The organism is Actinophytocola sp. KF-1, from assembly GCF_054661535.1.
The window spans coordinates 44,198-66,557 of sequence record NZ_BAAFVK010000023.1; the positions used below are offsets into that span (position 1 = coordinate 44,198).

General features: G+C 71.5%; 21 protein-coding genes and 2 tRNA genes. 8 read left to right on the forward strand and 15 right to left on the reverse strand.

Features of this window, described 5'->3' with window-relative positions:
* The first annotated feature begins 16 nt into the window (after window positions 1-16).
* On the forward strand, window positions 17-1,246 hold the full coding sequence (locus tag ACYQ77_RS42945; protein ID WP_459723126.1) for an MFS transporter: 1,230 nt from the start codon (window positions 17-19) through the stop codon (window positions 1,244-1,246).
* A gap of 22 nt (window positions 1,247-1,268) precedes the next feature.
* Here the strand turns inward: ACYQ77_RS42945 and ACYQ77_RS42950 are convergent, their stop codons facing one another.
* From ACYQ77_RS42950 to ACYQ77_RS42975, 6 genes are read right to left on the reverse strand one after another with little or no spacing between them, the layout of a single operon-like run.
* Window positions 1,269-2,570 carry an MFS transporter gene (locus ACYQ77_RS42950; protein WP_459723127.1) on the reverse strand — a complete coding sequence of 434 codons (1,302 nt, stop codon included), beginning with the start codon at window positions 2,568-2,570 and terminating at the stop codon, window positions 1,269-1,271.
* A gap of 34 nt (window positions 2,571-2,604) precedes the next feature.
* Window positions 2,605-3,096, reverse strand: a complete 492-nt coding sequence (locus ACYQ77_RS42955) for an NUDIX domain-containing protein (protein ID WP_459723129.1) — start codon at window positions 3,094-3,096, stop codon at window positions 2,605-2,607.
* A gap of 1 nt (window position 3,097) precedes the next feature.
* Window positions 3,098-4,894, reverse strand: coding sequence for a nucleotidyltransferase family protein (locus tag ACYQ77_RS42960; RefSeq protein ID WP_459723130.1), 1,797 nt, complete (start codon window positions 4,892-4,894; stop codon window positions 3,098-3,100).
* A 19-nt stretch (window positions 4,895-4,913) separates the two neighbouring features.
* Complete coding sequence (locus tag ACYQ77_RS42965) at window positions 4,914-5,657, reverse strand: protein phosphatase 2C domain-containing protein (protein ID WP_459723131.1); 744 nt, start codon at window positions 5,655-5,657, stop codon at window positions 4,914-4,916.
* A gap of 13 nt (window positions 5,658-5,670) precedes the next feature.
* Window positions 5,671-6,636: a hypothetical protein gene (locus ACYQ77_RS42970; RefSeq protein ID WP_459723133.1), complete on the reverse strand. Its 966-nt coding sequence runs from the start codon at window positions 6,634-6,636 to the stop codon at window positions 5,671-5,673.
* Window positions 6,626-7,666 carry a FomB family phosphonate monophosphate kinase gene (locus ACYQ77_RS42975; RefSeq protein ID WP_459723134.1) on the reverse strand — a complete coding sequence of 347 codons (1,041 nt, stop codon included), beginning with the start codon at window positions 7,664-7,666 and terminating at the stop codon, window positions 6,626-6,628. Before ACYQ77_RS42975 ends, ACYQ77_RS42970 begins: the two co-directional genes overlap by 11 nt.
* Before the next feature lie 136 nt (window positions 7,667-7,802).
* Between ACYQ77_RS42975 and ACYQ77_RS42980 the strand changes: the two genes are divergently transcribed.
* Complete coding sequence (locus ACYQ77_RS42980) at window positions 7,803-9,170, forward strand: helix-turn-helix domain-containing protein (protein ID WP_459723135.1); 1,368 nt, start codon at window positions 7,803-7,805, stop codon at window positions 9,168-9,170.
* Window positions 9,171-9,200: 30 nt separating this feature from the next.
* Window positions 9,201-10,358, forward strand: coding sequence for a glycerate kinase (locus ACYQ77_RS42985; protein WP_459723137.1), 1,158 nt, complete (start codon window positions 9,201-9,203; stop codon window positions 10,356-10,358).
* Here ACYQ77_RS42985 and aepY read toward each other — a convergent pair.
* The 4 genes from aepY to ACYQ77_RS43005 form a co-directional block, all read right to left on the reverse strand.
* On the reverse strand, window positions 10,297-11,427 hold the full coding sequence (aepY, locus tag ACYQ77_RS42990; RefSeq protein ID WP_459723138.1) for a phosphonopyruvate decarboxylase: 1,131 nt from the start codon (window positions 11,425-11,427) through the stop codon (window positions 10,297-10,299). The genes ACYQ77_RS42985 and aepY overlap by 62 nt on opposite strands.
* Window positions 11,428-11,465: 38 nt before the next feature.
* On the reverse strand, window positions 11,466-12,053 hold the full coding sequence (locus ACYQ77_RS42995) for a PucR family transcriptional regulator (RefSeq protein ID WP_459723140.1): 588 nt from the start codon (window positions 12,051-12,053) through the stop codon (window positions 11,466-11,468).
* A 212-nt stretch (window positions 12,054-12,265) separates the two neighbouring features.
* Window positions 12,266-13,405, reverse strand: a complete 1,140-nt coding sequence (locus tag ACYQ77_RS43000; RefSeq protein WP_459723142.1) for a phosphonoacetaldehyde reductase — start codon at window positions 13,403-13,405, stop codon at window positions 12,266-12,268.
* The gene (locus tag ACYQ77_RS43005; RefSeq protein ID WP_459723143.1) at window positions 13,402-14,283 is read right to left on the reverse strand and encodes an isocitrate lyase/phosphoenolpyruvate mutase family protein; all 882 of its coding nucleotides are present in this window, start codon (window positions 14,281-14,283) and stop codon (window positions 13,402-13,404) included. The genes ACYQ77_RS43000 and ACYQ77_RS43005 overlap by 4 nt, the downstream gene beginning before the upstream one ends.
* A gap of 72 nt (window positions 14,284-14,355) precedes the next feature.
* Here ACYQ77_RS43005 and ACYQ77_RS43010 point away from each other — a divergent pair, with 72 nt between their 5' ends.
* Complete coding sequence (locus ACYQ77_RS43010) at window positions 14,356-14,898, forward strand: NUDIX domain-containing protein (protein WP_459723145.1); 543 nt, start codon at window positions 14,356-14,358, stop codon at window positions 14,896-14,898.
* Window positions 14,899-15,545: 647 nt separating this feature from the next.
* Here ACYQ77_RS43010 and ACYQ77_RS43015 read toward each other — a convergent pair.
* Entirely contained in the window at window positions 15,546-16,076 is a 531-nt protein-coding gene (locus tag ACYQ77_RS43015; RefSeq protein WP_459723146.1) for a hypothetical protein, read from the reverse strand.
* Between the two features lie 59 nt (window positions 16,077-16,135).
* Here ACYQ77_RS43015 and ACYQ77_RS43020 point away from each other — a divergent pair, with 59 nt between their 5' ends.
* Window positions 16,136-16,579 carry a MarR family winged helix-turn-helix transcriptional regulator gene (locus tag ACYQ77_RS43020; protein ID WP_459723147.1) on the forward strand — a complete coding sequence of 148 codons (444 nt, stop codon included), beginning with the start codon at window positions 16,136-16,138 and terminating at the stop codon, window positions 16,577-16,579.
* Window positions 16,580-16,719: 140 nt separating this feature from the next.
* On the opposite strand, the gene ACYQ77_RS43025 is transcribed toward ACYQ77_RS43020, so the two are convergent.
* From ACYQ77_RS43025 to ACYQ77_RS43035, 3 genes are all read right to left on the reverse strand, one after another.
* Window positions 16,720-16,792: transfer RNA gene (locus ACYQ77_RS43025), tRNA-Glu, on the reverse strand.
* A 50-nt stretch (window positions 16,793-16,842) separates the two neighbouring features.
* Window positions 16,843-16,914 (reverse strand) — tRNA-Gln (locus ACYQ77_RS43030).
* A gap of 54 nt (window positions 16,915-16,968) precedes the next feature.
* Window positions 16,969-17,784 (reverse strand): HAD family hydrolase, encoded by an 816-nt coding sequence (locus ACYQ77_RS43035; RefSeq protein ID WP_459723148.1) that lies wholly within the window; start codon window positions 17,782-17,784, stop codon window positions 16,969-16,971.
* A gap of 277 nt (window positions 17,785-18,061) precedes the next feature.
* Between ACYQ77_RS43035 and ACYQ77_RS43040 the strand changes: the two genes are divergently transcribed.
* The gene (locus ACYQ77_RS43040) at window positions 18,062-19,288 is read left to right on the forward strand and encodes an FAD-dependent oxidoreductase (RefSeq protein ID WP_459723150.1); all 1,227 of its coding nucleotides are present in this window, start codon (window positions 18,062-18,064) and stop codon (window positions 19,286-19,288) included.
* A 103-nt stretch (window positions 19,289-19,391) separates the two neighbouring features.
* On the opposite strand, the gene ACYQ77_RS43045 is transcribed toward ACYQ77_RS43040, so the two are convergent.
* A complete protein-coding gene (locus tag ACYQ77_RS43045) occupies window positions 19,392-20,093 on the reverse strand; it encodes an IclR family transcriptional regulator (RefSeq protein ID WP_459723151.1) in 702 nt (233 codons plus the stop codon).
* An 86-nt stretch (window positions 20,094-20,179) separates the two neighbouring features.
* Between ACYQ77_RS43045 and leuC the strand changes: the two genes are divergently transcribed.
* Together leuC and leuD are read left to right on the forward strand one after the other, a co-directional pair.
* Window positions 20,180-21,583 (forward strand): 3-isopropylmalate dehydratase large subunit, encoded by a 1,404-nt coding sequence (leuC, locus tag ACYQ77_RS43050; protein WP_459723152.1) that lies wholly within the window; start codon window positions 20,180-20,182, stop codon window positions 21,581-21,583.
* Window positions 21,584-21,598: 15 nt separating this feature from the next.
* The gene (gene leuD, locus ACYQ77_RS43055; protein ID WP_459723153.1) at window positions 21,599-22,198 is read left to right on the forward strand and encodes a 3-isopropylmalate dehydratase small subunit; all 600 of its coding nucleotides are present in this window, start codon (window positions 21,599-21,601) and stop codon (window positions 22,196-22,198) included.
* The last annotated feature ends 162 nt before the right edge of the window (window positions 22,199-22,360 follow it).

Here is a 22,360-nt window from a genome sequence, read left to right on the forward strand (position 1 = left end):
ACCTGGAGTGGCCCTGGTGACGAGCGTCCCGTCGGGCCCGCTGGCGGTCCGCAACTTCCGCTTCTTCGCGGCGAGCGACGTCGTGTCCACGCTGGGTTCGGCGATCGCCGTCGTCGCCCTGCCGTTCGCGGTGCTGAGCACCGGCGGTGGGGCGGCCGGCATCGGTGTCGTGACCACCGCGAACCTGGTGCTCATGGCGGCGTTCTTCCTGGTGGGCGGTGTGGTGTCGGACCGCGTGTCCCGCCTTTCCGTCATGGTCACCGGGAACGTGGTCCAGGCCGTCGCGCAGCTCGGCTCCGCCGCACTGGTCTTGTCCGGGTGGTCGGCCACCTGGAGTCTCGCCGTGCTCGCCGCGCTCCGCGGCGTCGGCGTCGGCATCTACTTCCCCGCCGCCACCGGGCTCGTCGCACAGATCCTCCCCGCGCCCGTGCTGGGCCGCGCCAACGCGATCAGCCGGTCCAGCCGCTCCACCGCGCAGATCGTCGGCGCGGGCCTCGGCGGTGTGCTGGTGAGCGTCGTCGGCCCCGGGTGGGGGCTGGCCATCGACGGCGCGAGCTACGTGCTGGCCGGCCTGCTGCGGCTCGGGATGCGGATGCCGCCCGCCCCGGTGCCACCGCGGGCGTCCGCACTGCACGACCTGAAGGTGGGGTGGGCGGAGTTCCGCGGCCGCACCTGGCTCTGGACCGGGGTGCTTCAGTTCGCCGTCGTCGCGGCCGCTTACCAGGCCGCGATCGGGGTGCTCGGCCCGGTGGTGGCGCAGGACAGCCTCGGCGGGGCGCGGAGCTGGGGCTGGATCACCGCGGCGGTGTCGATCGGCGCGGTGGCGGGCGGTCTTGTGCTGGTGCGCTACACCCCGGGCCGGCTGCTGGTCGCGGCGAGCCTGGGACTGATGCTGATGTCGGGGTTGATGTTCGCCCTCGCGGTCCCGCTCCCCATCGGTCTCGTCCTCGCCGCCGCCGGGCTGAGCGGGATCTGCCGGGAGGTGTTCACGATCAACTGGGCCACCACGCTGCAGAGCCACGTCGACCAGTCGGTCCTGTCCCGGATATCGGCGTACGACTCGCTCGGCGGCTACGTGCTCGCACCGATCGGCGGCGCGGTCGCCGGCCCCCTGGCCGAGGCGTTCGGCGTGCGCCCGGTGTTGCTGTGCTGTGGCGTGCTCACGGTGGGGACGACGGCGGCAGCGCTCGCGGTGCGCGACATCCGCGCCATCCGGCCGGTGGCGGCGGTCCCGGAACGCCGGTGAGGACCCGCGAACCGCGCCGACGTCATGGTGGGCCGGTGGTGCGCCCGGAACGAGCGGACTCCGCTGCCGATGGGGCCGCCCGGAGCCGGGACTCGGTGGTGGTTTCCTCGTCCTCCGGACGCGCGCGGACGGCACGTAGGGCGGGGAGCGACAGCAGGGCGGCGGGCACCGCGACCGCCGCTGCCACCGCGACGGCGAGCACCGGCCGCAGGCCCATCAGCTCGCTCGCCGGGCCCGCCAGTGCCCGCCCGATCGGTGTCGCCACCCGCGACCCGGCGACGTCGAACGAGTGGACCCGGCTGAGCGCGGCCCGCGGTACGTGGGTCTGGATGGTCGAGTGCCACAGCACCAGCCAGAACGTGGCGCCTGCGCCGTGTACGAAGAACCCCAGGGCGATCCACGGTGTCGGCAGGTCGCAGAGGACGACCAGCGGGCTCATCGCGAACGTCGTGACCGCGACGGCACCGGCGACCAGCGGGCGAGCCGGCCGGTGCCGCAGCGCGGCGAAACCACCCATCGCGTTCCCGGCGCCGTAGATCGCCATGACGACGCCGTACGCGGTCGCGCCGCGATCCGCGACGATGAAGCTGGCGCCCAGCGTCTGACTCGGGCCGCGGCAGAGCAGACCGCCCCACATCCACACGACGATCGTGCCCCACAGCCATCCCCGGCTGCGGAACTCGTGCCAGCCCTGCCCCAGGCCCCGCCGCAGCGACACCTTCGCGGTGGCCGTCCCGGGCAGCCGCAGCCGCCACAGGCACACCGCGCTGATCGCGAAGGTGATCGCGTCCACGACCATGCCGGACCACGGGTCGGTGACCGCGAGCAGCACGCCGGCGAACGCGGGGCCGATCACGGTCATCACGGACTCCGACATCCGCAGGACCGCGTTGCCGCGCAACACGTCCGCCGAGACCTGCGGGACCACGCTCGCCACCCCCGGCTGGAACGCGGCGGAACCCAGCCCGGTGAGGCCGAGCAGCACCAGGACGTGCCACAGCGGCGGCGTGCCGAACGCGAACGCGCAGGCGAGCAAGCCGGTCGCGACGAACCGCAGCACGTCCGCGGCGATCATCATCCGCCGGGGCGAGTAGCGGTCGGCCAGCACACCGCCGAACAGCACGAACAACGCGTACGGCACCATCTCGGCCGCCAGCGCGAACCCGACCCCGGTCGCCCCGTACCCCGCCTGCACGACGGCCGCGACGACGACCACGGGACGCATCATGTCGCCGAGCATCGACACGGTCCGCGACGTGAAGAACAGCCGGTACGGCGTGGTCCGCAGATCCGCGAAGTCGTCGCCCGCGACAATCGACCTCACTCGCAGCACGTTCCCTCCCCGCGCCCGCCGCTGGTCATCCGCGGCCGTTCTCCGTGTACACGGCGGTGTTCTCCCGCCACGCGCGCACACACGCCAGCACGCGCCCGCCACGCCGTGGGCCCAGCAACTCCGCCGCCCCGTCCGGTTCGACGAGACGGCCCGCGCCGATCTCGTCCGGGGGGAGACGGATGCGCGCGACGTCCTCGTGGGTGAGGATGCCGCCGTCGAACACCACCACGAGCCCGTCGAGGTCCGGGTCCGCGCCGCCGGGAACCCAGTCCACACCCAGGATCCGGCCGGGTACGCGGTCGAGCCCCAGCTCCTCCCGCACCTCACGCCGCAACGCCGCGGCAGGCGACTCGCCGGCCTCCACGATCCCGCCGGGCAGCACCCAGCCCGGGGCGTAGACCCGGGACAGCAGCAGAATCCGGCCCAGGGGATCGGTGAAGAGGCCCGAGACCGCGGTGCGCTTCTTCGGCAACGACCTCAGCCAGGCCCTCTTCGCGTGCCCCGGCGTGCCGGACACGTCAGGCGTTCCCGAAGGTGGCGACGCCGTAGAAGTTGGGGTTCCGCACGTTGTTGCGACCGCCCGACCATTGCAGGACGATCCGTCGCTCCTGGCCGGGATCGCCGCTCTCGTAGGCGCAGAAGTCGAACCCGATCTCGGTGGTCCCGGCGGTGATCCCGAGCGCGGCCACCGGGATGCCCGCGTGGAGCACGTAGCCGCGCCCGGTCACCTCCGCGTCGACGCGCGTGCCCGGCACGGGCCGGGTTCCCGCCAGCTCACCGCCCGAGTAGTGGAACAGGGCCGTCGGGCGGTCGAGGTCCGCGGCCTTCGGCACCAGCAGGACGTTGCACACGCGCCCGCTCTCGAACGGCACCTCGAACAGCAACTGGACGCAGTCCTGCGCGTGGTAGTAGCCGGACTTCTGGCCGAACCAGAGCCGCTCGTCCCGCACCTCGGCGCGGACACCCAGCAACGACCCGGCGCGCAGCAAGGCGAAGGACGCGCTGAACTCGGCGTCGCTCGCCGGCCTCGCCCCGAAACTGACGTGCGTGCCGAAGTACTGCCAGTCCGCCGCGGTGCGCCCGGACAGCCGTTGCACGTCCGCCACGTCCCACGGCCACTCACGCAGAGCCGACGGTTCGCGCCCGGCACCGATGTCGGGCACGGCCACCCGCCCGCCCACGACGCCCCGCTGCCGCAACCGCCGGTACCTGCTCTCGTCCACGTGCGGCTCGAACAGCCGCTGCTCGAAGGAACTCGACCCGTGCCGGTACCGCCACACGTCGTCGACGACCTCGGCCGCGGTGCCGGACAGCGACACGGGCGGGTGCCGCAGTTCGGTGGGCACGACACCGGGAAAGAGCCGTTCGGTGTACTCGAGCACCTGGAAGACCGCGTCCGCCTGACCGAGTTCGGCCGCCCGGTCGTGGAGTCCGCGCCACACCTCGGCGCCGGGCAGCACCAGGAACATCTGGCGCACGTCGCAGAACCACCGCAGTTTCGGCATCGCGATCTGCCCCACGGGTGTGTGCACGTACAGGTTCTTGCGGATGTGGGCGCACGCGTAGACGAGCGAGTCCACCACCGACAGCTGCCTGCCCTCGGCGCCGTCGACGACCAGCGGCCTGCTGCGCGCGAAGAAGTCCGACGTGTCGATCCGGTGGAAGTTGTGGTCGTTGCGCGGTCCGTGCGCCTCCACGCGGAACAGCTGACCGGGCAGCGAGCTCTCCTTCAGGTACGGCGTGGCGTGCCGCCCGGCCTCCAGCGCGGCCTGGTTGCGCGCCGCGGCGACCGGCACCAGCCGGCGCGTGGCGGCGTCGTAGGTCGCCTGCCGGTAACCGAGTTCCTCGAGCACCGCGCCGAAGGGCGCCAGCTCGTGGGTGTCGACGTACAGGTCGAGATCCTTGAACGGCCTCGTCCTGGTGTTCGCGTAGAACTCGAGCTGCCAGGCGGGGCCTTTCAGCACGACGGGACGGATCCCCCGGCTCCCGGCCGCGTCGAGGATGACGGCCAGTTCCGCGTAGTACAGGTCGATCCAGTCCCGGGCGTCCGCGCACTCCTTCGCCACGAGGTCGACCGGCAGTCGTGTGCGGAGCAGGTCCCCGTGGCCGGCGGCGTCGAGCCCGGCGACCGTCCGGCCGAACAGGCACATGGTCCCCTGCGCGCGCACGCGGTCGAGCAGGTCGGTCCCGTCGTCGAGCGCCGCGAGCCACCCCAGCAGCCGTTCCCGCCGCGCCGCGTCGGGTGGTGCCACCCACGAGGAGTCGAGCAGCGCTCCCTTGATCGTCTCGTCGACACGCTCGGAGTCCCAGCGCACGTGAACCTCCCGTCGCCGTTCACCGGACAAGTTCGCACACGACCGCGGTCGCGTCGTCGTGTTTCTTCTTCGGCCGCGCACCACCGGTGTGCGGCCGCGCCGACTCGGCGGCGCGGATCGCGCGCACGAGTGCGTGCGGTCCCGCCGAGCTCAACCGCGCCATCAGTCCCTGCCAGGAACACATGCCGAGGGACAACACAGCGCGGGTCACGCCGTCGGTGGCCAGTGCCGCGCACCGCACCCCCCGCGGACCGGCCAGCGGCACGCGGCCGGTCACCGCGGCGAAGGCCGCGCCGGGCACGGCAGCCGCCTTCCACAGCGGCCCCGCGGGTGTGGTGCGGTGACTCCGCTCCGCCTTCGCGATCGCGTCGGTGTGCACGGTGATCTCGCCGCCCTGGTCGAGGACCACCGCGCAGTCGCACAGGACGAGGTACTCGGCGTGCGCCGCGCCGACCCGGAGGGCGGCGAGGGCGGCGGACGGCGTGTCCGGGTGGCGGAGATCGCAGGTGTCCTCGTGCCCGCGGGCGACGTCGGCGATCGCGCGCGCCACGATGTCCGGCAGGGCGTCCGTGGCCACGGCGCCACCGGCGATGGCGTGCCCCAGCGCCTCGACGTACCACCGCACCCCGTGCCGGCACCCGGTCTCGCCGGACGCGGGCGGGGTCACCCCGTCGAGCACGCAGACGAGCCGGTCGGTCGCGACGACGAAGTCCTGGTTCTCCGTGGTGGCCGAACCCGGCACCGACACGTAGGTCACCTGCATGACGGCCGCCGGATCACGGACTGCTGAGGCTGGGGATCAGCTTGGTCGCCCCGGGTCTCTGGTACTCGACCAGGCTGCTCGCCACGAGCAGGGCGTCCCAGTCGTCCACGGCGATGCCCAGCGTGGCCAGGTCACCGGCGTACCGGTCCCAGTCGAGTCCGGTGGGTCCGCCACCGACGCGGCGGACCGTGGCGGCGATCCGCTCCGCCGCCTCCGCGCGGTCCGCACGGCCACCGATCCGGTCGAGCCTCGCGAGCAGGCGCCGGCAGGCGTTCTCCTCGTCCACGTCGTGCGGCGGCGTCACCGCGTACACCTCCTCGGCCGCGGCCCGGCAGTCGTACGGCGTGCCGTCCCGGCGCCCGGCCGCGAGCCGCTCGTAGAACCGGGGAAGGTGCGGTTCGCCGACCAGAACGGCGGTCTCCCTGAGCACGTCGAGGGGTTCGTCCGGGCTGTGCACGCACCGGAGGATCCGGTTCGGCGTCCCCAACGCGGACCGCAGGTCGCCGCCCCGGCGCTTGCGCGGGTCCGAGTAACCCTTCAACTCGGTCAGCCGTGTGCTCGCCGACCGGTCGTCGCGCTCCGCCGAGTCCCGCAACGCCAGCAACAGCGACGGCCCCCGGCAGTACACGAGCTCGCCGAGGGCCCTGCTGCCGTCGGTCTTCGCGTTGAACTGGAACCGCCACAGCAGCCGGGCCATCGGCACGGTCAACGTCAACGGGACGGCGAGTACCGGGACGAACCCGTGCTCCGCGAGGAAGCCGGTGCACTGCCCGACCAGCCGCCGGGCGATCGCGTCCGGCTGGACGAGCAGGAACGTCAGCTCCGCCATCGCCTCGTGGAACTCCCGGCCGAACGCACGCGCCGCCGCGGCGCGCCCCTGCGCGAGGTAGCCGCCCGGCTCCTCCTGGAAGTGGGTGAGCTTGCCGGGCACGGTCGTCAGGTCCGCGCAGCGGGCGGGACCGGTGCGGTCAGCGGGCATCGGACACCGCCAGCTCGTCGAGCACCGACCTGCGCACCGCGGGATCCCCCATCCCCACGTTCGCCACGTAGCAGCGCACCCGCCCGCACAACGCGGCGAGTTCGTCGCGCATCGCGCCGTACGCGGCGACGTACCTGTCCACGTCCCGGTCGAGGTGCTCGAGGAGGTCGTACCGGAGGTCGTACACGGTGAGGGCCAGTGCGAACTGTTCCAGAAAGGACAGTGCGGTCGCCGGCGCCACGCGTTCGAACCGTGGCGGGTGGTCTGCCCGGTAGTTCATCACGACGATGCTGCGCACCGGGCCGGACGGCGCGGTCGCGTCCCCGAAGAGGACGTCCGGGGCGGCGAGGTACTCACCGGCCACCAGGTGCCCGCGCAAACCGCGCTCCCGGATGAGCTCGCCGAAGCACTCGTCGTCCCGGACCCGCATCGCGGAGGGGATCCCGTGCACGACACCGTCGCGGAGGAGCGCGTGGGTGTTGGTGACGAAGCGCGCGCCGTCCTGGCAGGCACGGGTGAGGAAGACGCTCTTGCCGCTGCCCTTCGCCCCGGCCAGCAGGGTGACGCCCCCGTCCGGGTGCGCGAACGCCGCCGCCTTCAGGTGCGTGTAGCCCGCGTCGAGCGCGAAGACGTTCAACGCCTGCTTGAGCAGGTACGGCCACACGATCTTCTCCAGCGTCCGGCCGTACACGTGCCAGTTCCGGTCACGGGTCACCAGGTAGGCAGGCGCGCCGAAGTACGCGCCGCGGAAGTACCCGGAGCGGAACCGCTTGCCGCGGATGGTGCTGTCGGACAGTCGCGAGAGGACGGACTCGTCCAGCGCGTCGTGGTCGAGGTCGACGCACGTGAAGTCGAAGTCGGCGGGCGCGTCGTCCGGCGCGAAGCGCGCGAAGTAGGAGTACGCCGGGGAATCCGGCGTGTTGAACCGCAGACGTGCGCGGAGGACGTTGAGGTCGAGCACCCTGGACGACCGGATCGGCACCTCCGGCAGGGCGTCGGACAGGTCGGGCTGAACGCGCGCGCTGGACAATGATCGGCTCCCCGTCGCTACGGTTGTGCTGCCACCGTCGCACCGTGGGCACGGACCCGCCACCCGCGTTGTGTGTTCGCACAACATGTGTGCGGCACGGGTCGTCGACGTGTCTCGTCGTCGTTAGTTTCGGGCCATGACCGATGACGTCGGATATCGCGAGCGGATGGGTGCGCTGCTGCGGAGCACCGCGAACGACCTGAAGCGGAATTCGGCGGCCGCCGCGAAGGACCTTGGCCTGTCCGAGGCGGAGTACCAGGATCTGGTCAACGGCCGCCGGGAGTTGTCCGCTCCCGCGCTCGCGGCCGTCAGCCGGAGCTGGCCGGTCAACGAACGCGACATCCTCCCCATCCACAACGACTGCCCGGACGGTGTGCTCAGGTTCGCCGCCGAGGACTCCGCCGCCTCCGCCCGCGTGCTCTCGCGGGGCGGCGCCGACTACTACGAGTACCGCGACACGGCCATGTCCCGGCTCGCGTCCTTCCGCCCGGAATGGATCAGGATGCTGGCCGTCGTCGACGACGACAAGCCGGACAACCCCGCCGTGCAGTGGAACAACGGGCACCTGCTCTACCAGTTCACCTACTTCGTCGGGCCGGTGAACTACTACTACCGCTGGGGCGGCCGGTCGCACGTGCTCCGCATGCGCACCGGTGACTCGATCTGGGGCCTGCCGTTCTCGCCGCACACCTTCACCGCCCGCCGCGCCGGCGAGCCCGCCTACATCCTGGCCCTCACCTACGGCGGCGAGCTGACCGGCGACGCCCGGCACGAACTGTCCGCACTCGGCCTGGCCACCGCCCGGAAGTTCGCGATGACCGGGACCGACGAGGCGGCGACCGTTCGCGGGCGCCTGCGGTCGTTCCTGGACGCCGCGATGATGTCGGCCGGTGAGCTGGCCCGGCTCACCGGGTGGCCGGTGCGCAGGCTCGCGGAGCTGGTCGAGGGCACGGCCACCGCGAGCGCCGAGGAACTCGCCGTGCTCGCCGACGCGCTCCGCGTCTCGGTCCGGGACCTGCTCCCCATCGGCATCGACTCGCCGTGCGACATCTGCGTGGTCCGGGGCGCGGATGCCCGCCGGTGGCCGTATCCGGCGCCGGAGCGGCACGACTACACGGTCACCGAACTCGCGGGCAACCGCCTGCACCCGCACACGCGGGCCCTGGAGATCCGGCCGCGCCGCGAACACGGAGACGTCGGGGCTTTCCTGACCACGTACCAGCACCAGTACCTGTACAACGTCGGGGCGGACCCCCTGGCGATGCGCTGGGAACACGCGGGACGGGAGCACCGGACGGTACTGCACCCCGGTGACTCCGCGTACGTGATGCCGTTCGTCCCCTGTGCCTACGGGGTCGAGCGGACGGCGGACCACCCGTGCCTGCTGGCCCTGCGGATCAACGGCAGCGTGACCGGCGAGGTGCGCACCGCCCTCGGGGCGATGCATCCCGGTGGCCTGGAACGGATGCTCCACGAGGACCGCGCCTGGTACCGCGAGGAGTGATCGGCGCCCCGCCGCCGGAGAGGGGGTGACGTGCGCGTCCTCATCTGCCCGGACAAGTTCGCAGGCACGCTCACGGCCCGCCGGGCGGCGCGCGCGATCGCGTCGGGATGGCGCCGGGGCGCACCGGCCGACGACCTCGTGCTCCGGCCGCTCGCAGACGGCGGTCCCGGCTTCCTCGACGTGATCCACCCGGTGGCCGGTGGCGAGCGCGTCACGGTGCGCGCGTGCGACCCCTTGCTGCGGCCCGTCCGCGCACACCTGCTCGTCGCCGGTGATACCGTCTACGTGGAGAGCGCGCAGACGTGTGGGCTGCACCTGCTCACCCGCACCGAACTGGATCCGCTGCGGGTGTCCTCGCACGGCTTGGGGGTCCTGATCGGCGAGGCGATCGCCCTCGGGGCCCGCGAGGTGGTGGTGGGACTCGGCGGTTCGGCCACCGTCGACTGCGGCGCGGGCATGCTCTCCGCGCTCGGCGCGGTGGCGAGGGACGCCACCGGCGCGGCGCTGCCGCCGGGCGGTGGACCGCTTCTGGACTGCGCGGCGATCACGTCGCTGCCGGATCTCGGTCCCGTCGTCCTGACCGCCGCCGCCGACGTCGCGATCCCGCTGCTCGGCGCGTCCGGCGCGGCACGCCTGTTCGGTCCGCAGAAGGGTGCCTCGCCCCGCGCGGTGCGCACCCTGGAACGTTCCCTGGCGACGTTCGCCGGGCACCTGACCCGCACCGCGCCGCGGTGTCCCGCCGACCTGGTCACGATCCCGGGATCGGGCGCGTCCGGCGGCATCGCGGCGGCGATCATGGCGCTGGGTGGCCGGTGTGTCTCCGGTGCCGAGCTGGTGTGGGCGACCACGGGGCTCGACGACGAACTCGACGGCGTCGACGTGGTCGTCACGGGTGAGGGCCGGGTCGACCACCAGACGCTGCGGGGCAAGCTGCCTGCCGTGGTGGCCAGGGCCGCCGCCGCGCGTGGTGTGCCGTGCGTCGTGGTCGCCGGGCAGGTGTCGGACGGGCTCCGCACGGCGGAGTGGGCCGATGTGACGTCGATCCACTCCGTCGCGGAACACGCCGGAAGCGTCGCGAGGGCCATGGCCGAGCCGTTCGCCAGCGTGGTGGCGCTGGCCGGGCTGCTCAGCGGCGAGGCCCTGCGTGCCCGCCCAGGTGCTGCTCGAACCGGGCCGCGATCTCGCTGATGCCGAGGCTCTCCGACGCCCGTTTGCCGGTCGAACCGCCGACCGCGCCCGCGACGACCAACAGGCTGGGACCGGTGGCGTCGAGTGCCGCGCGGACCGCGCTCCGCAGCTCGGCGCGAGCGGACACCGTCGCCGTCGACCGGTATCCGAGGGCGGTGGCCACCGCGGCGAAGTCGGGCCGCGCGGCGGCCGGTTGCGCTCCGGTCGACTCGTAGGCCCCGTTGTCGAACACGATGTGCACGAGGTTGGGCGGTGCGCAGGCCGCGACCGACGCCATGGCCCCCAGGTGCATCAGCAGCGAGCCGTCGCCGTCCAGCACGACGATCCGCTGTGCGGGCGCCTGGAGCGCGGCGCCGAGACCGAGTCCCGCGACGTGCCCCATCGACCCCTGCATGTAGAAGTTCCCCGGCCGGTCACCCGCGGCGAGCATCGCCCTGGACAGGTATCCCGTGGTGGACAGCACGAATTCGTCGCGCAGCTCGGCCACCAGCACCGAGACCACGTCCTCGCGGAGCACGCGCCCGCCTGCCGGTGCCGCCGAGCGAGCGGGCGCGGGCTCGATCGCGCCCTTGCCCACCAGGATGAAGGCGGTGCGGCGGTCCTCGAGCACCGCCGCGGCCTCGGCCACGAGTTCGGCGAACGGCCGGCCCCCGCGCTGGAGCGTCCAGTGCGGGACGGCCAGCGAGTCGAGCCAGGACGGGACGACCTTGCCCATCAGCTCGTGCTGTTGCTCACCCGGCTCCGGTGCCGGCCAGCCCCGCATGCTCATGATCACCAGCTGGGGGATGCGGTAGGGCAGCACCAGCGAGGTCAACGGGTTGACCAGGTTGCCGAAGCCCGAGTTCTGCGCGATGACCGCGCCGGGCACCCCCGCGAGCCGGGCGCCTGCGGCCATCGCGAGGGCGCTCCCCTCGTTGACGGCCGGCACGTAGCGCAGCGTCGGGTGGTCCTCGAGCAGGCGCAGCGGTGCGGAGAAGTACGAGCACGGCACGCCGGACAGGAAGCGCACCCCGTGTTCCGCCAGCACGTCGAGGAACTCCGCGCCCCGCACCGCGGGTGCACCGGCCATGACCGTCTCAGTCTGTGACAATTCCGTTCACCTCGTCATCATGCGGATGCCGCGCTGCTGAGCCGCCAGGCGACCATCGCGGCGCGGAGCGTCAGGATGTCCTTCGGCACGTTCGGCGAGAGCCCGGTCAGCTCCTGGATCCGGCGCAACCGGTAGATCAGCGTGTTGGGGTGGATGTACAGGCGCCGGGCGGTCCGCCTGCGGTCTGCTCCGCTGTCCAAAAAGGACGTCAAGGTCTCCAGCAGCGGCGCCTCGCTGGCCATCATCGGTTCGATCAGGGCCGCGAGCCGTTCGGTGATGTCCGGCGACCGGGCCAGCGCGGTCTCGAACAGCACGTCGTCGAGCTGGTAGGCCCCGGAGGGATACGCGAGGGCGCACACCACCCGCAGGACCAGGCTCGCCTCCTCCACCGCTGCCACGACACCGTCCGCGTGGACCACCCCGGCGCCGGCGACCACCGGGTCGTGCCCGGTCACCGCGAGCCAGCGGAGCACCTCGCCCGCGACGGCACGTACGTCCGGTACGCGTGCGCCGGGCGGTACCGGCACCAGCATGACGAGCTGCCTGCGGTCGGCCGTGGCCGCCACCATGGGCCGCGGACAGTCGAAGGTGGCGGCGCGCTGCATCGCGCGTCCGTCCCGCGACGACCACGGCCGGCCACCGGCATCGGCCGCGAGCAGTGTGACGTAACGCGATGTCTCATGGCCGGCACCGCGACTCAGCAGCGCGATCGCCGCCGCGACGAGCGGGGGCTGGTGGTGCGGACCGTACCTCCGCGCCGTCGCGGATCTCGCAGCGGCAGTCACCGACGATCTCCTCTCTCGATTCGGCGTGCACGTCAGAGCCGGGCGCGCAGTGCGTCGAGCGCGCCGTCGGCCAGCGCGACCGGGGAGTTGCCCGCACGCTCGTGGCTCGTCCCGTCCGCGACGACGTGCGGCAGGTCCGCGGCCCGGACCCCGTGCGCCCCCAGCCGATCGGCCAGACCCCCGGCCCGCATCAGGTCTGCCAGCGCGGCGCCGATGTCGCGCCGCGACCCCGCCCCGACGATCGCCGCCACCTGCCGCAACCGCTCCGCCACGAAGCCGGGCCCCCGGGGGTCGGTGCACCGTTCCCGGTAGCACTCGCCCGCGGCCGCGAACACCCACACCAGGTTGAGCGCGCACGCGACGCCGTGCCGGATCCCCGCGCGCGCGGTCAGCGGGTAGGCGAACGCGTGGGCGAGGGTCGTGCGCGTCAGGTCGATGGCGAGGCCCGCCATGGTGGCCAGCCTGCTCAGCTCCGCCCGGCCCCGGGGCTCGACGAGCACACCGGGTTGGCTGAGCAGCGTGACCACTCCCGCCGCGGCCTCCGACGCGAGCAGGCGCGAGTGGACCGACGACCGGACCGACCAGAGCGACTCGAGCGCGTGTGCCAGGGCATCCCAGGCACCGCTGATCGTCGTCGCGCGCGAGCAGCCCGCGGTGAGCTCCGGGTCGACGAGCGCGACGTCGGCGCGCACGCGGTGGTGGTCGAGCGACTGCTTGCGTCCATCCACGTAGACGCTGGCGAACCTGGTGACCTCCGCGCCGGACCCCGCGGTCGTGGGCACCAGCACCAGGCCGCACCCGTCCCGGCCGCGCTCGTAGTCCGCGGGGGTCATGTCGGAGGGGGCGGGACCACGCCCGCCGGGTGGCAGCACAGCGACGGCCTTCGCCGCGTCCATCGCCGAGCCGCCACCGATCCCGACGACCAGATCCGGCCGGAACCGGGCCCGCACCCGAGCGCCTTCGCGGAGGTCGGCCAGATCGGGGTTCGGCCGGAAACCGGTGAAGGTCGCCACCTCGGCACCGGCAAGCCGGCCCGCCACGGCGGTACGCCGCAGGCCCCCGGTGCTCGCCACCACCAGCACGCGCCGTGCTCCGAAGCGGTCCACGAACTCGGCCAGCCGCCCGAACACACCCGCGCCGGCCACGACCTCGATGTCGGGCAGGGGCGTCACTTCTCGAGGACCATCCATTCGTCGACACCGGTCAACCGGAAGATGTCCCGCATGGACGCGATCCGGTCCTCGACCGAGGTGATCTCGCCGGTCTCCCTGATCTGCGCGAGGACGTCGAGCGTGGCCCTGGTCGCCGCGCGCAGGCCGTGGTTGGCGTAGATCATCAACGAGACGCCGGCCGCCGCGGCCGAACGCACGTTCCAGCCGCCGTAGGTGGTGGGCACCACGACTACCGGGATGGTGTTCCGCCACGCGCTCAGGAACTCGAGGATCTCGATCGGGCTCGACGCCTTCGAGTGCACCAGCAGCGCGTCGGCACCCGCGTCCGCGTAGGCGTAGCCGCGGCGCAACGCCTCCTCGACACCGAGGTCGACGATCAGGGCCTCCGTTCTGGCGATGAGCACGAAGTCGCGGCTCACCTGCGACCGCTTCGCGATCTCGATTCGCGTGGCGAACTCGTCGACGTCCTCGAGGACCTGGCCGCCCGTGAGGTAGCTGTTCCGCTTCGGGAAGATCTTGTCCTCGATGCAGATGCCCGCGATTCCGTTCGCCTCGAACTGCCGCACCGCATAGGCGACGTTGAGCCGCCCGCCGTAGCCGGTGTCGCAGTCGGCGAGCACCGGCAGGGTGCTGGACTCGTTCACCTGCACGGCCGCCTCGAGGTAGTCGGCCATGCTCAGCAGGCTCATGTCGGGCAATCCGTGCGCCGCCGAGATCTCGAAACTCGAGGCCCACAGTCCGTCGAAACCTGTCTCTTCGGCGAGCTTGGCGCTCAGGCCGTTGTGGGCGCCGACGAGCCTGCCCACTTCCGGCTGCTCGATCAGTTGCCGCAGTTTGGCGGACTTCGACGAGCTGGATACCATCACGGTCTCCCTCATGATTCCGAATTCGGTTTCACTGATTCAATTCTTCGACCCTTCGACCACGTGCACGCGAACGGGAGGAACCGGATGACCGGCGACCGAGAAGAAATACTGGCCGAGCGGGTCCTGTTCCGCGGGAAGGTGTTCCGCGTGCTCGGCCGGGACATCCGGCTGCCGGGCGGCGACGTCGTCACCTGGGAGGTGGTCGACAAGGGCGCGGACAGCGTGGCTGTCGTCGCCCTCGCGCCGGGCTTCGTGGTGCACCTGGTGCGGGAGTACTTCGGCGGCACCGGTGTGCGCGCGCTTTCCTTGCCGAAGGGCCGGATCGACGACGGTGAGACCGCGGTCCAGGCCGCCGCCAGGGAAATGAGCGAGGAGATCGGCATGACCGGGCGGCTCGAGCTGCTGTCCACAATGGAGGTCAGTCCCGGTTACCTCGCCCAGCGAACGCACGTCTACCTCGCCACCGACCTCGTTCCGGACCGCAGGGCCGGGGACGAGACCCATTACCTGCGACCGGTCCGCGTGCCGCTGACCGAGGCGGTCGCCATGTGCGCCGACGGAAGGATCACCGAAGCCCGCACGATCGCAGGCTTGCTGCTGACCGCCAACCGCCTGCGCGCGGCATGAACCCACTGACACAGTCACTGGACCGGCCCTCCGCCCTCAGCGCTCCCGCGCAGCGGTCAGGAGACCGCTGCCGGGACGCCGCCGGCGCGATGGCCGGTGACCGGCACGACCCGGCCGGCCGCCGGCGGAAGTGCGCCACCGCAGCCGTTGGCCGGTCTCCGGTGACAGCCCTGCTTGTGACACGACAGTGGCGGACACTGATACCCCCAGTTTGGTAGATCGCGCCCAGCGTGAGCCATCCGCACGGCATCGAGAATTTCCGCGCAGGTCTTGTCGATCGATAGACCCAATGCCCCAGAGCTCGGCGGGCACGAACGGATCTCCCGCGGCGGCCCGCAAAGCCGCACGATCGGTAATGCACTCAAATCATGCCTACCCGATGGCCCAACCCGCTGTCAACAGGTCTTGTTACCTGCCCGTTTCCTCCTGTTGTCCGCATGTTCACCCGCACATTTGTCCACCCGCGGAGCGCGCACCACGTGATCCAATAGCGTTATGCGCGCCGTGTCGAAGAATTCCGCCGGCCCCTCCCGGCAATCATCGAAGCAGTCGCGGGAGAACTCGGAATGTCCACAATCGCCTCGCCCGGGGAGCCGATAGGCGTTCGCCGCCGACAGCGGCGCAGGACACGCGGGGCAGGGGGCGCCTCACGCCAGTGCGGGACTCTTCGGCGCGGCCGACGACTCCCGCGCCGAGGGGTGGAAGATGGCCAGGAGGGCGAACCAGACCAGGATCAGGATGCCGGCCGGCCGCAGGAACGATTCGGGAAGCACGTCTCCCACGAAGGAGTACGCGGCGAGCCAGAGACCTGTGATCACACCGACCACAGCGACCGGCACGGACCTGCTCACCAGGGAACTCGCCACGATCCAGACACCGGCGAGGACGTGCCCGCCGAGCCGCACCGCCCAGGCGGTGGCGTAGGCGACGTCGTTGATCATCAGGATGCCCGCGAGCACGTCCAGTGCCACCCATCCGTAGCCGGCCGCCCTGGCCCAGGGTGCGGTGTCCAGACGCGAGACGAGGAAGAGGATGGACAGGTGGAAGAAGACTCCCAGGTACTCCCCCCACGCCACGTCCGGGTCCACGAAGAACGCGACCACGGCGGGGAGGAACAGGACGAGGGGAAGAAGTGCCAACGAGCGCAGGCTGGCGTAGTGCCGCCGGGTATCGAGCATCGAACATCCTTGTCTGTGTGCCGCCTTGTAGGGTCACACGCTAGGAAGGTGGTGTTGACATGTCAACAGTAGATCCGGGGGAGTCGGTCGAGCTGTGGCTGCGGTGGAAGCGCGCGTACGAGACCGTGCGTGCCGCGGTCATCGCCGACATGACCGCGGCGTCCGGTCTCTCCGACGCGGAGTTGAGCGTCCTGGTGCACCTGCACGAATCCGGCGGTGTCCTGCGGCAGAACGCCATCGCCGCGGCCCTGGGCTGGGATCGGACCCGGCTCTCGCACCTGCTGACCCGGATGGAGAAACGTGACTTCGTCGCGCGCGGCAAGGTGGCCAACGGCGTCGAGGTCACGTTGCGGCCGGCGGGCCGCCGCACGATCGACGCCTCGGTGCCGACCCTGGCCGCCTCGACCCGTCGTCACCTGCTGGACCGGCTCGGCCCCGGCGACACGAAAGCGCTCAAGACCATCGTCGAGCGATTGCTGTCCGGTGAAGACGGCGGCCGTTGAATGCCCGCGGTTGTTGGCCGAAAGAACTGTCGGCGTTCATTCCACAAGGCATTCCACGCGCGCCCTTCCTGGGGCGCGCCGGCAATGCCGTAGAGACGACTACAGCGCGCTGACCTGGGTCAACGCGCTGTAGACAGATGTAGCCCCGACGGGATTTGAACCCGCGCTACCGCCTTGAGAGGGCGGCGTCCTAGGCCGCTAGACGACGGGGCCTTGAACTTGAACCAGAGGGAACTCTATCAGACTCGATTTTGTTCTCTCTGCTGGGGTACCAGGACTCGAACCTAGACTAACTGAACCAGAATCAGTCGTGCTGCCAATTACACCATACCCCAACGCTGCTGCTCGTCCGCGGCCTCGCGGCCGCTCGATCAGCACCGGAGAAGATGTTAGACCACGCCCTCCCGGCACCGGAAATCGGCCCCGGTTGTGGCGGTCAGGTCGGGGGTCCGGTACTCGCTGACCAGCAGTTCCGGCAGGTCGGCGAGGGTCTCGATGGTCTGGATGCCCGGTTCGGCCGTCGGGCGGGCGCGTGCGCGGGACAGCCACACGCCGTGGAGGCCCGCGTCCCGCGCGCCGATGGCGTCGGTCTCCAGGAGGTCGCCGACGTGGACCGTCTCGGCGGGACGGACGCCCATTCGCGCGCACGCCGTGTGGAAGATCACCGGATCGGGTTTGGCGGCGCCCAGTTCGCCCGCGATCACGAGGGTGTCGAAGAAGCGGGCGATGCCGAGGCCGGCGAGTTTCGCGCGCTGGTGGTTGCCGGAGGCGTTGGTGACGGCGGCGAGTTTGAAGCCCGCGGCGCGCAGCCAGTCGAGGCACGGGACGGCGTCGGCGAAGAGCTGCCACGTGGTGTGCAGCTGGGTGCGCCGCCGTTCCTCGAGGGTGGCGACCAGGTCGTCGTCGAGGAGGGCGCCGAGGTCGGCGAAGAACGCCTTCGTCCGCGCCTTGTGCATGGCGTCGTAGGGCAGTTCGCCGGAGACGACCCTGGCGACGTGTTCGTCGGTGGTGCGCTGCCACCTCGGCCACATGTCGTCGCGGCCGATGAGGTCGAAGAGCGCGCGCCGGGCGGAGCTCGTGAAGTCGACGAGGGTGTCGTCGATGTCGAGGCAGACCGCCTGGATCCGGGGCGGCTCGTGCTCGGCCGCCAGTCCGGTCGCGTTGCGGTCGGAGGCAGCGGGAAACGGCACGAGCCCAAAGGTCATCAGCAGAGATTAGGCCGCCCGGGGCACCCTTCGATTCGGCTATAGAGGTGATTGTGTGGACTCTGACTCGATTAAGTCAGCAGCTTGAGAGCGTATGGCGATTAAGCTGTATCGCTTTTCGTCAGCGCCGCGTTACCGGGTTGTCAGGAACGGCACGTCCACCACGCCCAGCGTGACCGCGCCGCGTGGCCCGTTCGAGTTGTCCGCCTTGACGTCCTTTCCCGCGCGGGTGCATGCTGGAGTTATTCAACACTAGATGAATTCAGGGGGAGGGATCATGGAACGGACCACGTGCCTGGTCGTCGGTGGCGGTCCCGCCGGGATGGTGCTGGGGCTCTTGCTCGCGCGGGCCGGTGTCGCGGTGACGGTGCTGGAGAAGCACGCGGACTTCCTGCGCGACTTCCGCGGCGACACCGTGCACCCGACGACGCTGGACCTGCTCGACGAACTGGGGCTGGGAGCGGCGTTCGCGAAGCTGCCGCAGAGCAGGCTGGAGCGGGCGCAGTTGCCGACGCCGAGGGGAATGGTGCCCTTCGGCGACTTCACCCAGTTGTCCGGCAGGCACAACTACATCGCGATGGTGCCGCAGTGGGACCTGCTGGACCTGTTGGCGGACGCCGCGAAACAGGAACAGACCTTCACGCTGCGCATGGAGACCGAGGCGGTCGGCGTCGTCCGCGAGCGCGGCCGGGTCGCCGGCGTCGAGTACCGCACGGCGGCGGGGGAGACCGGCCGGATCCTCGCGGACCTCACGATCGCGGCGGACGGCCGCCACTCCGTGCTGCGCGCCGCGGCGGGACTGGCGGTGCGCGACTACCCGACACCGATGGACGTCTGGTGGTTCCGCCTGCCGCGGCACGACACCGACCCGGCAGGCGCGGTCGGCGTGATGAGCAGGCGCCGCGCGGTGGTCATGTTGGACCGCAACGACTACTGGCAGACCGCCGTGCTGATCGGGAAGGGCTCGGACCCCGAACAGCGGGAGCGGCCGGTGTCGGAGATGGTCGCGAGCATCGCGGCGGTGGTGCCGTGGCTGACCGACCGGGTGGACTCGGTGTCCTCGTGGGACGACGTGAAGCTGCTCGACGTCCGCGTCGACCGGTTGCGCCGCTGGTACGCGGACGGCCTGCTGTGCATCGGCGACGCGGCGCACGCGATGTCACCGGTCGGCGGCGTCGGCATCAACCTCGCCGTGCAGGACGCGGTCGCGGCCGCCCGGCTGCTCGCGTCCCCACTGGTCAGCCGCACGGTCACGACCAGCGACCTCGCCAAGGTGCAACGCCGCAGGCTGCTGCCGACGATCATCACGCAGGGCGGGCAACGGTTCCTGCACGCGAAGGTGCTGCGCCCCGCGCTGGCGGGCGACATCGAGATCGCACGTGCGTCGAAGCTGCCGCTGCCGGTGCGGTTGGTCACCCGGTTCCCGAAGCTGCGGCGCGTCCCCGCGTACGTCGTGGGCCGCGGCTTCCTGCCGGAACACGCACCGGCCTTCGCCCGGCGGTAGTCCACGGAACGACGATCGGCACGCGATCGTCGCTCACGTCCGGTGTCCGAGCGGTCGCGCAGCGGCGCCGCTCCGTCCACTGGGGATGATCACTGTGGACGATCTAGAGCCGGTTCTGCAGCGCGTCGGCGGCGGCGAGGAGGTCCGCGGCCCAGCGGGCGCCGGGGCGCCTGCCCATCCGGTCGATCGGGCCGGACACGGACACCGCGGCCACGACCTGACCCGACGCGTCCCGCACCGGCGCGGACACGCTTGCCACGCCTGGCTCCCGCTCGGCCACGCTCTGCGCCCACCCGCGCCTGCGCACCTCCAGCAGCGCCCGCTCGCCGAACACCGCGTCCGCGAGCAGTGCCCGCTGGGTGGCCGGGTCCGTCCACGCCGCAAGGACCTTCGCGCCGGAGCCGGCGGTCATCGGGAGCCGGGCGCCGACGGGAACGGTGTCGCGCAGGCCACTCGGCGGCTCCGCCGTGGAGATGCAGATGCGGTGGACGCCGTCGCGGCGGTAGAGCTGCACGCTCTCGCCCGTGCGGTCCCGCAACCGGGGCAGCACGCTGCTCGCCGCGTCCAGCAACGGGTCCACCGCACCACCCGCCAGCTCGGCGAGCGCGGCGCCCGGCCGCCACCGCCCGTCGCTTCCCCTGCGCAGCAAGCGATGCACCTCGAGCCCCACCGCGAGGCGGTGGGCGGTGGCGCGGGGGAGTCCGGTGCGCGTGCAGAGTTCGGCCAGGCCACAAGGCTCCTTGGCGACCGCCTGCAGGACCGCCATTGCCTTGTCCAGTACGCCGATGCCGCTATGCTGTCCCACGTCTCGATATTAAGTTCCCGCTATATGGGATGTCCAGTATTTCAGATCGTGGGAACCCAACTTCCGAAGTCGATGGGTGAGAAGGCATGGGAAAGACGCTTGCCGAGAAGGTGTGGGAGCAACACGTCGTGCGACGGGGGACCGGTGCGGAGCCGGACCTCCTGTACATCGACCTCCACCTCGTGCACGAGGTGACGAGCCCGCAGGCGTTCGACGGCCTCCGGCTGTCCGGGCGGCGCGTGCGCAGGCCCGACCTCACCATCGCCACGGAGGACCACAACGTCCCGACGGTCGACATCGAGCTGCCGATCGCGGACCCGGTGTCCCGCACGCAGGTCGACACGCTCCGCAAGAACTGCGCGGAGTTCGGCGTCCGGCTGCACCCGATGGGCGACGCGGAGCAGGGCATCGTGCACGTCGTCGGCCCGCAGCTGGGCCTGACGCAGCCCGGGATGACGGTGGTGTGCGGTGACAGCCACACCTCGACGCACGGCGCGTTCGGCGCGCTCGCGTTCGGCATCGGCACGTCGGAGGTCGAGCACGTGCTCGCCACCCAGACCCTGCCGCTGCGGCCCTTCAAGACGATGGCGATCACTGTGGACGGGGAGTTGCGCCCCGGCGTGACGGCGAAGGACGTCATCCTCGCCGTCATCGCGAAGATCGGCACCGGCGGCGGGCAGGGCTACGTGCTCGAGTACCGCGGCGCGGCGATCGAGAAGCTGTCGATGGAAGCGCGGATGACCATCTGCAACATGTCCATCGAGGCGGGCGCCCGCGCCGGGATGATCGCGCCCGACGAGACCACGTTCGCGTACCTGAAGGGCCGTCCGCACGCCCCGGAGGGCGAGCTGTGGGACGCCGCGACCGAAGCGTGGCTCGCGCTGCGCACCGACGACGACGCCGAGTTCGACGCCGAGGTGCGCATCGACGCGAGCGCGCTGACCCCGTACGTGACGTGGGGCACCAATCCCGGGCAGGGGCTCCCGCTGTCCGAGCGGGTGCCCGACCCGGAGACGATCGGCGACGAGAACGAGCGTTCGGCGGCCGAGAAGGCGCTCTCGTACATGGACCTGACGCCGGGCACGCCGCTGCGCGACATCCACGTCGACACGGTCTTCCTCGGCTCGTGCACCAACGGCCGGATCGAGGACCTGCGGGCCGCCGCGGAGGTGTTGCGGGGCCGCAAGGTCGCCGACGGGGTCCGGATGCTCGTGGTGCCGGGGTCGATGCGGGTGCGCGCGGCCGCCGAGTCCGAGGGGCTGCACCAGGTCTTCCTGGCCGCCGGCGCCGAGTGGCGGCAGGCCGGTTGCTCCATGTGCCTCGGCATGAACCCGGACCAGCTCAAGCCCGGCGAGCGGAGCGCGTCCACATCGAACCGCAACTTCGAGGGCCGGCAGGGCAAGGGCGGGCGGACCCACCTCGTCTCGCCGCTGGTGGCGGCCGCGACGGCGGTCCGCGGCACCCTCTCCTCCCCCGAAGACCTGGCCTGAAAGGGGCACACGACCATGGAAGCCTTCACCACCCACACCGGCGTCGGGGTGCCCCTGCGGCGGTCCAACGTGGACACCGACCAGATCATCCCCGCCGTGTACCTCAAGCGGGTGAGCCGGACCGGATTCGAGGACGGTCTGTTCTCAGCCTGGCGTCAGGACGACCAGTTCGTGCTCAACCTGGAACCCTTCCGGGCGGGCAGCGTCCTGGTGGCCGGGCCGGACTTCGGCACCGGGTCCTCCCGGGAGCACGCCGTCTGGGCCTTGTCCGACTACGGCTTCCGGGTGGTCATCTCCTCCCGGTTCGCCGACATCTTCCGCGGCAACGCGGGCAAGCAGGGGCTGCTCGCGGCCCAGTGCGAGCAGGCGGACGTGGAGCTGCTCTGGAAGCTCCTGGAGAACGAACCGGGCACCGAGGTGACCGTCGACCTCCGGGACAAGACGGTGCGCGCCAAGGACTTCACGGCCCCGTTCCAGATCGACGACTACACCCGCTGGCGGCTGCTGGAAGGGCTCGACGACATCGCTCTCACGCTGCGGCACGAGGATGAGATCGGGTCTTTTGAGGCCTCACGGGAACCCTGGAAGCCGACTACTACTACACTCTCGTCCTGAGGCCGTCGAATAGCAGCCAGGCAACGAAATCCAACACCCCGGAAGGGGAAAATGGGCGAGTCGCGTGGAAAAAGTGCCGAGTTAGGCATACGGTGGCCAGAAGTCGGCCGGATTGGCCGAGAACGCAAGTGTGGTCATACGGAGGACTGAAGGGTGAACAAG